This is a genomic window from Paraburkholderia sp. BGA-UO-ETr-F21, assembly GCF_059567925.1.
The window spans coordinates 312,167-324,669 of sequence record NZ_JCAQOY010000016.1 but is presented as its reverse complement, the minus strand read 5'-3'; the positions used below and the strand labels follow the sequence as shown (position 1 = coordinate 324,669).

Below are 12,503 nucleotides of genomic sequence, written 5' to 3'. Positions count from 1 at the left end.
CCACTCGCCACCAGGGTTGCCCCCGTGCTGCCGTTCGACTTGCATGTGTAAGGCATGCCGCCAGCGTTCAATCTGAGCCAGGATCAAACTCTTCAGTTCAAACCTGTTACTGTTTTTCGGTTCCGTTAAGAACCGGTCGCTCACTCAACGTACTGACGAATGATCCAACCATCTTGCGACAGTCAAACCTTCCTTTCATTACTGTGTGAGACTTGATACTTTTGCTTGCCGGCAGATCCCGAAAGATCCACCTCGCATCGCGCATCAAGCGCCCACACTTATCGGCTGTTAATTTTTAAAGATCGAGTCCGCATTCACTACCGAACCAGCACCGTATCGCCAACCTCGCAACACCCGGCACCGCTTCGTTCTGCGTCGCTGCATCAGCAGCAGAGAAACGAGATTATGAAGGCTCTTTTTCGTTTCGTCAACAACATTTTTTCGCTTTCGCTTAAAACCTTGTTGACGCTACGGCCGCTGGTTTCTGCCGCGGCCCTCGTTCGCAAACGAGGAGGCGAATCTTAGGGGAACATCGGCCATATGACAAGGGTTTGACCGAATTCTTTGTTGGCGCCTCAGTTGCGGGTCGATTTCACTACCGCGTCCAACGGAATGGCGTCGGCCATTGCTGCATAGCCGGCGTCGCTGGGATGGATGTGGTCTCCACTATCAAAGCCACGCTGCAGGCGATCCGGCTGCGCCGGATCGCGCAGCGCAATGTCGAAGTCCACCACGCCGTCGAAGGCGTGACTGCTCCGAATCCATTGGTTGACGGCAAGCCGGATGCTTTCTCGCTGCGGCGGCAGCGATGCCGGCGTCAACGTCGCGCCGAAGACCTTCACGCCGGCGTGCCGAGCCGAGGCGATCAAGCGCTGATATCCGGCGATCAGGTCCGCAGCCGTCACCGAGGTATGTGGGAAGTCGCAATCGAGACCACCGTGCGGCGGCATCGCCGCGAAATTGATGTCATTGATGCCGATCAGCAGAATCGCGGTCTTGACGCCCGCGCGCCCAAGCACGTCGTGCTCGAAGCGCTTCGCCAGAGCGTCGCCATAGCACGGAGAGTCGCTCAGCAGGCGGTTGCCGCTGATGCCCAGATTGACGATCGCGGTCGAACGGTCGCCGGTAGCCGCAAAACGTCGAGCCAGCGCGTCCGGCCAACGTCGATTCTGGTTCAGGCTGGAGCGCATGCCGTCCGTAATCGAGTCGCCGATGGCGGCAACAGCGGCAGATGCAGGCGCCGCGTCGACCGCCAACCCCGTCACCCACACATATTGCGTAAATCGACCGCGAAACGCTTGTGCAGACGCGTCCGCCGCATGATTGCCCGGCGCGGAAACGTAATTCACCTGGTTCGATACGCGATGCCACGCCACGATCCGCTGCTCCGGCCCCAAGAAGGCGCTGACCGCGTAGGGCGAACCCTCAGCGATATCGATCGCAACCGGGTCGCTGTCCAGCTCGCCGCCGGGCGGAATCGAGACCGCGCTCTTGCCAACGAACGTCACGCGCGTGTCGCCGGTCACAGCCGTCGCCGCGCCGCCCGCCGAGCGTGCGATGCGCAGATCTTCGATGACGAGCGGAGTCTTGCCGTACCGGTTGCTAAGGTGGATACGCGCCGACCTTCCAGAGAGGGTCGGATAGACGATCTGACGAACCGTGCGCCCGGCGACTTCCGGTGCGCGATAGAGCGGCGGCAAATCCGCGCGCTGTGGAATGGGTTGCAGCGCGGTCGCCCATGCGGTGACCCAATGTGCCGGGGCGTCGGCGGCGAAAACAGTCGGGGAACCGACAAACTGGACAAACAGTGCCGCGCCGCATGCGGCAGCCAAGGTGCGAAAGCTCATTCGGGAGGTCGGTTCGAGGCAAAACGTGCATTGTGCCCGATCGCCGCAGCCGTCGCGGGTGGGCGCGACGGCGTTTCGCTCCCGCTTGACTCAGGCCGCTTGCGTACCGCTCATCTTCAGCGCGAGCGCTTCAGCAACTTCAATCCCGTCGATCGCCGCCGAGTAGATCCCACCGGCGTAGCCCGCTCCTTCACCAGCCGGATACAGACCTTCGACGTTCATGCTCTGATAGTCGTCCCGGCGCCGCACACGAATCGGCGACGACGTTCTCGTCTCGACACCGGTCAGCACCGCGTCGTGCATCGCAAAGCCGGCGATCTTCTTGTCCATCTGCGGCAACGCTTCGCGAATGGCTTCGATCACGTAATCCGGAAGCGCAGTGCTCAGATCGGTCGGGTGCACGCCTGGCTTATACGACGGCACCACCGAACCCAGCGAGGTGGACGGCCGGCCGGCGATGAAGTCGCCGACGAGCTGGCCCGGCGCCATATAGTTGCCGCCGCCGAGCTCAAACGCCCGCTCTTCCCATTTGCGCTGGAAAGCGATGCCGGCGAGTGGCCCGCCCGGATAGTCGTCCGGCGTAATGCCGACCACGATCCCGGCGTTGGCATTGCGCTCCGCCCGCGAGTACTGGCTCATGCCGTTGGTCACGACGCGGCCCGGCTCGGAGGTCGCCGCCACAACCGTGCCACCGGGGCACATGCAGAAACTGTAGACGGCGCGGCCATTGCTGCAGTGATGCACCACCTTATAGTCGGCGGCGCCGAGCTGCTTGTGGCCGGCAAACTTGCCGAAACGGCTGCGATCGATCAAACCCTGCGGGTGTTCGATGCGAAAACCGAGTGAAAACGGCTTCGCCTCGATATAGACGCCGCGATCGCTCAGCATCTGGAAGGTGTCGCGCGCGCTATGGCCGACCGCCAGCACCACATGATCGCAGCGCAGCGTTTCACCGGTCGACAGCTTCAGCCCGCGCACTTTGCCCTGATCGATCTCGATATCATCGACGCGGGTTTCGAAACGCACCTCGCCGCCCAGCTCGTGAATGGTCGCGCGCATTTTTTCGACCATGCTCACCAGCCGGAACGTGCCGATATGCGGCCGGCTCAGATACAGAATGTCTTCCGGCGCGCCGGCCCGCACGAATTCGTCGAGCACCTTACGGCCGTAGTGCTTCGGATCCTTGATCTGGCTGTACAGCTTGCCGTCCGAGAAGGTGCCCGCGCCGCCTTCGCCAAACTGCACATTCGACTCGGGGTTGAGCACGGACTTGCGCCACAGGCCGAACGTGTCTTTGGTGCGCTCGCGCACGGCCTTGCCGCGCTCGAGGATGATCGGGCGGAAGCCCATTTGCGCGAGGATCAACCCCGCGAACAGCCCGCACGGCCCCATGCCGATGACCACCGGGCGCGGCGCGGTCATCTGCGCGGGCGCTTTAGCGACAAACTTGTAGGTCATATCGGGCGTCACGCCGCAGTGAGGCACGTCGGCTAGCCGCTTGAGCGCGGCCGCTTCATCCGTGACCTCGACGTCGACGATATACGTGAGCTTGATGTCGGCGCGCTTGCGGGCGTCGTGCGCGCGGCGAAACACGGTGTATCGGATGAGCCCGTCCGCGGCCACGCCGAGTTCCGTGAGGCGCGCACGCACGGCGGCTTCGAGGGCGCTCTCGGGATGATCGAGCGGGAGTTTGATTTCGCTTAGACGTAACATGAGTACCGGGGGATGCAGGAAGGCCGCAAATTGCGGCCAATTCGCAATTTTATAGGTTTAGCGTCGGCACGGGGCATCGGCGCCGACGAAACACCTGAAGGCGAAACCGCCTCACCCCTATTGACCCGATCGACCTATCTCAAAAAATTTATTAACCGACCGGTCGGTTGGTTTATACTGTGCGCACACAGACAACTTTCCGCAGAGAGCGTCCCCATGTACACGCAATCCCTGGATATTCCCGGCAATGTCGCTCCGCTCGATGCGGGCGCGAACTCGCCTGAGCAGGCGCAATTCGACGCGATCATGGCCGCCGACGGCAAGATCGAAGCTCAGGACTGGATGCCGGAGGCCTATCGCAAAACGCTGGTACGGCAAATCTCGCAGCACGCGCATTCGGAAATCGTCGGCATGCTGCCGGAAGGCAACTGGATCACGCGCGCGCCGAGCCTGAAGCGCAAGGCGATTCTGCTCGCCAAGGTGCAGGACGAGGCCGGCCACGGCCTCTATCTATATAGCGCGGCGGAAACCCTGGGCGTGTCGCGCGACCAGCTGATCGCCGCGCTGCACTCGGGCAAAGCCAAATATTCGAGCATCTTCAATTACCCGACGCCCACATGGGCGGACGTCGGCGTGATCGGCTGGCTGGTGGACGGCGCCGCGATCATGAACCAGATTCCGCTGTGCCGTTGCACGTATGGCCCGTATGCGCGCGCCATGATCCGCATCTGCAAGGAAGAGTCGTTTCACCAGCGCCAGGGTTTCGACGCGCTCATGGCGATGATGTCCGGCACCGAAGCCCAGCGTGAGCTGGTCCAGCAGGCCGTGAATCGTTGGTGGTGGCCGGTGCTGATGATGTTCGGCCCGAGCGACAAGGATTCGGTTCACAGCAGCCAGTCGTCGAAATGGGGCATCAAGCGCATTTCGAACGACGATCTGCGTCAGAAATTCGTCGACGCCACGGTCGACCAGGCCAAGGTGCTCGGCGTCACGTTGCCCGACCCGGACCTCAAGTGGAACGAAGCGCGCGGCCATTACGACTACGGCGACATCGACTGGGAAGAATTCTGGCGGGTGGTGAATGGCGACGGTCCGTGCAATCGCGAGCGTCTCGCTACCCGCGTCAAAGCCCACGACGACGGCGCCTGGGTCCGTGAAGCCGCCCTCGCCCACGCCGACAAGCAGCGCCAGCGCGCACAACAGCACGCCGCCTGAACCGCGCGGCACGCCAGAGAACGAATCAGGAGATCTGCAATGAACAAGGAATGGCCGATTTGGGAAGTCTTCGTGCGTAGCAAGCAGGGACTCGACCACAAGCACTGCGGCAGCCTGCACGCCGCCGACGCGCCGATGGCGCTGCGCATGGCGCGCGACGTCTACACGCGCCGCCAGGAAGGCGTGAGCATCTGGGTGGTGCCGTCTTCGGCGATCACGGCGTCCGCGCCGGAAGACAAGGCGGAGCTGTTCGAACCGGCTGGCGACAAGATTTACCGCCACCCGACGTTCTACACGCTCCCCGACGAAGTCAACCACATGTAAGCGCGGCCATGGACATCACGCCTCAACATCTCCAATACGTGCTGCGTCTCGCGGATAACGCGCTGATCCTCGGTCAGCGCAATACCGAATGGAGCGGCCACGGCCCGATCCTCGAAGAGGACATCGCGCTATCGAACATGAGCCTCGACCTGATCGGCCAGGCGCGCCTGCTCTACACGCACGCCGCCTCGCTCGAGCAGCAGCTCACCGGCAAGAGCCGCACGGAAGACGACTACGCTTACTTTCGTGCCGAGCGCGAGTTCGCCAACTACACGCTCGCCGAGCTGCCGCACGTCGGCCCGCTATCGGCTACCGCGAAGGCCGAGAAGGATTACGCGGTCACTATCGTGCGCAATTTCCTCTACTCGACGCTAATGGCTCATCTCTGGACGGCGCTCACGGCGTCCTCCGACGAGCAACTGGCGGCGATCGCGTCGAAGTCGATCAAGGAAACCAGCTATCACGTGCATCACGCACGCGAATGGCTGATCCGTTTCGGCGACGGCACCGAGGAGTCGCATCGCCGCGCGCAAGCCGCGCTGGACTATCTGGTGCCTTACACCCGCGAATTCTTCAGTACGGATGCGGTGGAGGAGACAGTCGCTGCAGCCGGTATCGGCCCGCTGACCTCGGACCTCGAGGCAGCGTGGCTCGACGACGTGCGCGCCACACTCGACGAAGCCACCTTGAAGCTGCCCGAACCGGTGAAGCACATCACCACCGGCAAGCACGGCGAGCATTCCGAGCACATGGGTTTCGTGCTCGCCGAAATGCAGAGCCTTGCGCGTCAGCACCCTGGCGCCACCTGGTAAACCGACCATGACGACTTCGACCGCCTTTGGGCCGACCGATACGACCGGCATGACTGATGCCGCGCTCGAACGCGCGTGGGCCGTGCTCGAAACGGTGCCCGATCCGGAGATTCCGGTGGTGTCGATTCGCGAGCTCGGCATTCTGCGCGACGTGCGGCGCGCAGCCGACGGCACGCTCGAAGTCGTGATCACGCCGACCTATTCCGGTTGCCCGGCGATGTCGCAGATTGCCGAGGACGTCGCGCATGCGCTCGACGTGGCGGAACTCAAGCCGTATCGGATCGCCACCGTGCTCGCGCCGGCGTGGACCACCGACTGGATGACCGCCGACGCGCGCGAAAAACTGCGCGCCTATGGCATCGCGCCGCCCACGGGCAATTGCGCTTCGGCCGCGCCCGCGCAGGAAAAAGTGATGCGCTTCGTGCCACGGGCGCTGCCCGCGCCGTCGTGCCCACGGTGCGGCTCGGCGCATACCGAGCGTCTCGCGCAATTCGGCTCGACCGCCTGCAAAGCCTTGTACCGCTGCCTCGACTGCCGCGAACCCTTCGACTACTTCAAACCATACTGATATGGCCACCCCGCAATTTCATCCGCTGCGTATCCGCGAAGTGCGGCCCGAAACCGCCGACTCGGTCTCGGTCGCCTTCGAAGTCCCCGCTGAACTGCGTGAACAGTATCGCTTTACGCAAGGCCAGTTCGTTACGTTGAAGACGCACATCGACGGTGAGGAAACACGCCGTTCGTATTCGATCTGCGTCGGCGTCACCGATTACGACCGCGACGGCGAACTGCGTATCGGCATCAAGCGCGTGCGTGGCGGGCGGTTCTCGAACTTCGCCTTCGACACCCTGCAGCCCGGCCACACGATCGACGTGATGACGCCGGACGGCCGTTTCTTCACCCACCTGAACGCCGATCAGGGCCAACAGTATCTGGCCTTCTCGGGCGGTTCGGGCATCACGCCGGTGCTGGCCATCATCAAGACGACGCTCGAAATCGAACCGCGCAGCACCTTCACGCTCGTGTACGGCAACCGCAGCGTCGATCAGATCATGTTCGCGGAAGAACTCGAAGATCTGAAGAACCGCTTCATGAACCGCTTCGTGCTCTATCACGTGCTGTCCGATGACCTGCAGGACGTCGAGCTGTTCAACGGCGTGCTGGACCAGGAAAAGTGCGCGGCCTTCATTGAGAATCTGCTGCCGGCCGACGCGATCGACGAAGCCTTCATCTGCGGCCCCGCGCCGATGATGGACGCCGCCGAGGCCGCGCTGAAAGCCGCCGGCGTGCCGTCGGACAAGGTGCACGTGGAGCGCTTCGGTTCGCCGCTGCCGCAAGCGGGCGTGCCGGCGGTCGAAATCACCGAAGACACGCCGGCCGCCGACCTCGAAATCGTGCTCGACGGGAAACGCCGCAAGCTGCGCCTGCCGTATCAGGGCGTGAGCGTGCTCGACGTCGGCCTGCGCGCCGGCCTCGCGCTGCCTTATGCCTGCAAGGGCGGCGTCTGCTGCACCTGCCGCGCGAAGGTGCTGGAAGGCGAAGTGAAAATGGAAAAGAACTACACGCTCGAAGAACACGAAATCCGTGATGGTTTCGTGCTCACGTGCCAATGTCATCCGGTCAGCGACCGCGTGGTGGTGAGCTACGACGAACGTTGAGCCGCGCTTTGAGCAGTTCCGCGATCCGCTTACACTAGGGGCCGCTCGCGACCGGACTCCCGTTCCGGCCGATGAGCGGCCCCTAATGTCGTTAACTGCCCTACCCCACTGCCGATGAGCACGATCCACCTCACCAACGGCGACGTCGCCGCCGAGTCACTGCGCACCGCCTTGCGGGATGCGGGCCGCGATGAACGCGTGCACGCGCTCCGAGACGATCTCGCGGTCGGCCCGCTGCGTGGTGTCGACGACGGACCCGACGTGCGCGCGGACTTCTGGGAGCGCGTGAGCGCGGACACCCGGCGCGATTTCCTTCGGGAATTCCGCGAGCAGGCCGCGGCGCTGGAGAATGTCGCGCGCGATGACGCGAATGTGGTGGTCTGGCACGGCGACAGCGCGTCGGATCAATTGATGCTGCGGCGCGTCTGTTATCACTTGCGCAACAGCCCGCAGCGTTTGAACGAGGTGCGTCTGTCGATTCGCGACCTCACCGATCCGGGCGCGTGGGCGCACAGCCGCAAAGACCGCGCGACCTCTGTCGGCATGTTCGCGCCAGCGGTGCTGCAAGAACGACTGCCCGATGCCGCGCCGATTTCCGTGCTGCGCATCAGCCGGCTCGCGCTCGAATGGCAGGAAGTCAAACACGCGAACGGCGAAACGCGGCGCTGGCGCGACAACACGTTCACGAGCGGCAGTTTCGCGGAACTGGATGCGTTCATCCTCGAGCACGTCACGGAAAACTGGCAGCCCGCCGCGCGCGTCGCCGCCGAATTGATGAGCGCCGAATTCGGATTTCTGGTCAGCGACAGCATTGCGCTGTGGCGCATCCGCGAATTGGCCGCGACCCGGCGCATCAAGCTGCGCGGCGACGCAAACGCATGGCGCACGCTGGAATTGTGCGCGGCGTTCGCCCCCTGTCCACACTAATAGAACCAACGATTATGGCCCGCACCCGCGCCCCCGACCACGAAACCCAACGCGAACAGATTCTCGAACTCGCCGCGGCCAAATTCGCGCAAACCAGCTACCCCAGCACCTCGATGGCCGACCTCGCGGCCGCGAGCGGCACCTCGAAAGCACGGCTCTATCACTACTACGCGAGCAAGGAAGCCATTCTGTTCGATCTGCTGGACCGTTACACCAAGCGGCTCATGCTGATCATCGCCGAGGTGGAAGGCGCAAGCCAACGGCGCGGCTTGTCGGAGCGGGAAACCTTCGCCGAGCTGATTCGGGCGTTTCTGTCGGAATATGAGACATCCCATAGCCGGCACGTCGCGTTGCTGAACGATGTGAAGTATCTGGTCGACACGCAGCGCGAAGTGATATTGAACCGCCAGCGCGACGTGGTTGCGGCGTTCGCGCGGCAGTTGGCGCGTGCCTACCCGGAGCGCGCCACGCGCGAAAACCAGACCGCGCTCACCATGATGGTGTTCGGCATGATCAATTGGACGTTCACGTGGCTAAAGCCGGACGGCCGCCTCGGTTACCGCGAATTCGCCGAGCAGGTGGTCGGCATGGTGGACCACGGATTGAGCTCGAATCCTGCCTGATTGCGCACCGCAACAATATTCATACGAAACAATGGGCTCAAGTCGCCGTCGGGTAGTATCTGACCCCGACCGCTCACTCAATTTATTTACCTATAAAAATCAATTACATATAAATAGGGCGCAAACTTTTTAGGCACTCCATTCAAATTTAGATACGGGTTTTCCCTAGTGATCGGCATGCATTTCGGCTAAAATCGCTTTTGCAGTGCACCACGCCGTTCGATTAAAAGGAGAACCCGACCATGAACTTGATTACACCCCGCGCCGCTGAGCCGATCGTCGCGCACGATCGTTTGACGCAGCCCGCCGGTCGTGCACCAGCTCTGGTCCGCGAACTCACCGCCGTCGACCGCGAGCGCCTGCTGACCCACTTCCTCGCGCTCGACGAAGACGACCGTCTGCTGCGCTTCGGCCAGATCGTGCCGGACCACGTCATCGAGAACTATGTCCGCGCGATCGACTTCACGCGCGACACCGTTTTCGGCGTCTTCAACAACCAGTTGCAATTGACCGGCGTCGGCCACCTCGCCTATCTGCCGGCTGAAGGCGACAAGCGTACGGCCGAGTTTGGCGTGTCCGTGTTGGAAAGCGTTCGTGGCCAGGGTATCGGCTCGAAGCTCTTTGAGCGCGCCGCCATTCGCAGCCGCAATACACACGTCACCACGCTTTACATGCACTGCCTGTCGCGCAATTCGACCATGATGCACATCGCGAAGAAGGCCGGCATGAAGATCGAATACTCGTACGGCGAGGCAGATGCCTACCTGACGCTGCCGCCGGCGGACCAATCGAGCATCATCGCCGAAATGCTGCAAGAGCAGGCTGCGGTATTCGACTACGCGCTGAAGCGCCAGGCGCGTCACGCGTCCAAGCTGTTCGAAACGCTCATGCCTGCGGCGGTTGCAGCCGCAGCCTGATAGCCTCACGCGTCGGAATAACAAAGGGCGGCCTTCTGGCCGCCCTTTTTGTTTGCCGTGACCCGCGCACGCGCCGCCGCGTCGTGTCCTGTCGTACTCACAAAATCGGCAGTGCGGTCGTCTCCTTGATCGTTTCGAGCGAGAAGCTCGTTTTCACGTCGATCACCGACGGATGGTGCAGCAACTGGTCCTGCACGAAGCGTGAAAAGTGCGCCATATCCTCCACCTGGACACGCAGCAGATAGTCCATGTCGCCGGTCATCGCATGGCAGGCGACGACTTCGGGCCACGCCTGAACGGCCGCGCGAAACAGATCGGCGTGCGTGGCGTCGCCGCGCGGACTGAGCGCCGGACCACCGCGCTTTTCCAACCGCACATTGACGTACGCGAGCAAGTCGAGCCCGAGCCGCTGCGCATCGAGCAACGCGACATAGCCGCGGATCACACCGTTCTCTTCCAGCCGCCGGATACGCCGCAGACACGGACTCGGCGACAGATTCACGCGCTCGGCGATCTCCTGATTTGACAGCCGGCCGTTCTCCTGAAGGATTGCCAGAATCCGCCTGTCGATGGCGTCTATCTCCATGCTGGCCATTTTCTGCCGTCCTTTCACGTTATTGAGCTAGAAACTAGCGCAAGCGTATCGAGACACGATTAAGTTCGCAAGTTTTCTCCGCAGGCAGGCCTTTACACTTGCGCCATTCGGTCGCGTTTAACCGCGCATCCCCGCTCGCGCCGCGCGCCGGTGCATATCAGGAGACAGACAATGCAGGTTGCAACTTGGGAAAATCCGCTCGGCACCGACGGTTTCGAGTTCATTGAGTACACCGCACCGGATCCGAAGGCGCTGGGCAAACTGTTCGAACAGATGGGCTTCACCGCCATCGCGCGGCATCGCCATAAAGACGTGACGCTGTATCGCCAGGGGGAAATCAACTTCATCGTCAACGGGGAGCCGGATTCGTCCGCGCAACGCTTCGCGCGTCTGCACGGCCCGTCGATCTGCGCAATCGCTTTCCGGGTTCAGGACGCCGCCAAGGCGTACCAGCAGGCGCTGGAAAAAGGCGCTTGGGGCTTCGACAATAAAACCGGCCCGATGGAGCTGAATATCCCGGCGATCAAAGGTATCGGCGACTCGCTGATCTATTTCGTCGACCGCTGGCGCGGCAAGAACGGCGCCGAACCGAACAGCGTGGGCAACATCGACATTTACGATGTCGACTTCGAGCCCATTCCCGGTGCGAACCCGAACCCGGTCGGCCATGGCCTGACCTACATCGACCACCTGACGCACAACGTGCATCGCGGCCGCATGCAGGAGTGGGCGGAGTTCTACGAGCGCCTGTTCAATTTCCGCGAAGTGCGCTATTTCGACATTGAAGGCAAAGTGACGGGCGTGAAGTCGAAGGCGATGACCTCGCCGTGCGGCAAGATCCGCATTCCGATCAATGAGGAAGGCTCGGACACCGCCGGGCAGATTCAGGAATATCTCGACGCGTATCACGGCGAAGGCATTCAGCACATTGCCTTGGGCAGCAACGACATCTACCGTACGGTGGACGGCTTGCGCGCCGCAAACATCTCGCTGCTCGATACCATCGACACGTACTATGAACTGGTCGATCGCCGCGTGCCGAATCACGGCGAGCCACTCGACGAACTGCGCAAACGCAAGATTCTGATCGACGGCGCGCCCGACGATTTGCTGTTGCAGATCTTCACGGAAAACCAGATCGGACCGATTTTCTTCGAGATCATTCAGCGCAAGGGCAATCAGGGCTTTGGCGAAGGCAACTTCAAGGCGCTATTCGAGTCGATCGAACTGGATCAGATTCGCCGTGGCGTAGTGCAAGACAAGGCCTGACGCCACTGGCTGCGCTGGAACGGATTGATAGCAAATGAAAAGGGCGAGGATCTCACGATCCTCGCCCTTTTCATTGAAGCCGTTGTCTCAAGCGGACCCTGCGTGGCTTGATGGAACAGCGGCCGGTTATTTAACCGACACGCCGCATGAGCGGCGTATCACGAATTCTGGTCTTGCCCGTCGGCCTTGGTGGATCGCGTGACGCTACCCATGGCGATGCGTGCGGGCGCGACCTGCGCCGTGCGCGTGATTGCGTTCGACAGCGCTCCTGCGCTGCCCGAGTTCGAGCGCATCGGTGCGCTCATGGCGAAAAATGCGGCCGAAACCATCAGGAAGGTCTGAATGTTTCTCGTGTTCATGCGTACTCCTTTTCTAACTGCCCTGCTGTCGTGAAGCTCCGCAGAATGCGGAGCGTTGCGCTGACATTACTCGCAGGTGGGGTGTTAGACAGCAATTTCGACTACGGTTCCGCAAATTTGTAGTTTTTACAGCTTGTTACAGGCATTTGCGCAAGCACTGGCGGCATCGCTCGCAAAACGTTGCAAGATCCAGTCAAGATCGCCGGGACGCGGCATTTGCGAAGGACCTGCGGCGGGTTTTCAC

Annotated in this window: 13 protein-coding genes and 1 rRNA gene; 9 read left to right on the top strand and 5 right to left on the bottom strand. The window is 62.1% G+C overall.

Annotation, left to right across the window (positions count from 1 at the left end):
- The 3 genes from AC57B1_RS12465 to AC57B1_RS12455 form a co-directional block, all read right to left on the bottom strand.
- Window positions 1-99, bottom strand: a 16S ribosomal RNA gene (locus AC57B1_RS12465); the annotation flags it as partial.
- A gap of 476 nt (window positions 100-575) precedes the next feature.
- On the bottom strand, window positions 576-1,847 hold the full coding sequence (locus AC57B1_RS12460) for an SGNH/GDSL hydrolase family protein (RefSeq protein ID WP_496417627.1): 1,272 nt from the start codon (window positions 1,845-1,847) through the stop codon (window positions 576-578).
- A 90-nt stretch (window positions 1,848-1,937) separates the two neighbouring features.
- Window positions 1,938-3,560 (bottom strand): NAD(P)/FAD-dependent oxidoreductase, encoded by a 1,623-nt coding sequence (locus AC57B1_RS12455; protein ID WP_496417626.1) that lies wholly within the window; start codon window positions 3,558-3,560, stop codon window positions 1,938-1,940.
- A gap of 216 nt (window positions 3,561-3,776) precedes the next feature.
- Between AC57B1_RS12455 and paaA the strand changes: the two genes are divergently transcribed.
- From paaA to AC57B1_RS12415, 8 genes are all read left to right on the top strand, one after another.
- Window positions 3,777-4,775, top strand: a complete 999-nt coding sequence (gene paaA / locus AC57B1_RS12450) for a 1,2-phenylacetyl-CoA epoxidase subunit PaaA (RefSeq protein ID WP_408181326.1) — start codon at window positions 3,777-3,779, stop codon at window positions 4,773-4,775.
- A gap of 39 nt (window positions 4,776-4,814) precedes the next feature.
- Window positions 4,815-5,099 carry a 1,2-phenylacetyl-CoA epoxidase subunit PaaB gene (gene paaB, locus AC57B1_RS12445; protein ID WP_007179854.1) on the top strand — a complete coding sequence of 95 codons (285 nt, stop codon included), beginning with the start codon at window positions 4,815-4,817 and terminating at the stop codon, window positions 5,097-5,099.
- An 8-nt stretch (window positions 5,100-5,107) separates the two neighbouring features.
- The gene (gene paaC, locus AC57B1_RS12440) at window positions 5,108-5,911 is read left to right on the top strand and encodes a 1,2-phenylacetyl-CoA epoxidase subunit PaaC (RefSeq protein ID WP_408344292.1); all 804 of its coding nucleotides are present in this window, start codon (window positions 5,108-5,110) and stop codon (window positions 5,909-5,911) included.
- 7 nt (window positions 5,912-5,918) lie between these two features.
- Window positions 5,919-6,479 (top strand): 1,2-phenylacetyl-CoA epoxidase subunit PaaD, encoded by a 561-nt coding sequence (paaD, locus tag AC57B1_RS12435; protein WP_408303294.1) that lies wholly within the window; start codon window positions 5,919-5,921, stop codon window positions 6,477-6,479.
- A gap of 1 nt (window position 6,480) precedes the next feature.
- A complete protein-coding gene (paaE, locus tag AC57B1_RS12430; RefSeq protein ID WP_496417625.1) occupies window positions 6,481-7,569 on the top strand; it encodes a 1,2-phenylacetyl-CoA epoxidase subunit PaaE in 1,089 nt (362 codons plus the stop codon).
- Window positions 7,570-7,683: 114 nt separating this feature from the next.
- Window positions 7,684-8,496, top strand: a complete 813-nt coding sequence (locus AC57B1_RS12425; RefSeq protein ID WP_091798309.1) for a DUF1835 domain-containing protein — start codon at window positions 7,684-7,686, stop codon at window positions 8,494-8,496.
- A gap of 14 nt (window positions 8,497-8,510) precedes the next feature.
- Window positions 8,511-9,119, top strand: coding sequence for a TetR/AcrR family transcriptional regulator (locus tag AC57B1_RS12420; RefSeq protein WP_091798306.1), 609 nt, complete (start codon window positions 8,511-8,513; stop codon window positions 9,117-9,119).
- Window positions 9,120-9,361: 242 nt separating this feature from the next.
- Window positions 9,362-10,036 carry a GNAT family N-acetyltransferase gene (locus AC57B1_RS12415; RefSeq protein WP_091798304.1) on the top strand — a complete coding sequence of 225 codons (675 nt, stop codon included), beginning with the start codon at window positions 9,362-9,364 and terminating at the stop codon, window positions 10,034-10,036.
- Between the two features lie 97 nt (window positions 10,037-10,133).
- On the opposite strand, the gene AC57B1_RS12410 is transcribed toward AC57B1_RS12415, so the two are convergent.
- Window positions 10,134-10,631: an Lrp/AsnC family transcriptional regulator gene (locus AC57B1_RS12410; protein WP_408303287.1), complete on the bottom strand. Its 498-nt coding sequence runs from the start codon at window positions 10,629-10,631 to the stop codon at window positions 10,134-10,136.
- Window positions 10,632-10,802: 171 nt separating this feature from the next.
- Between AC57B1_RS12410 and hppD the strand changes: the two genes are divergently transcribed.
- Window positions 10,803-11,900 carry a 4-hydroxyphenylpyruvate dioxygenase gene (hppD, locus tag AC57B1_RS12405; protein ID WP_496417624.1) on the top strand — a complete coding sequence of 366 codons (1,098 nt, stop codon included), beginning with the start codon at window positions 10,803-10,805 and terminating at the stop codon, window positions 11,898-11,900.
- Between the two features lie 158 nt (window positions 11,901-12,058).
- On the opposite strand, the gene AC57B1_RS12400 is transcribed toward hppD, so the two are convergent.
- Entirely contained in the window at window positions 12,059-12,259 is a 201-nt protein-coding gene (locus tag AC57B1_RS12400) for a hypothetical protein (RefSeq protein WP_496417623.1), read from the bottom strand.
- Window positions 12,260-12,503: the final 244 nt, after the last annotated feature.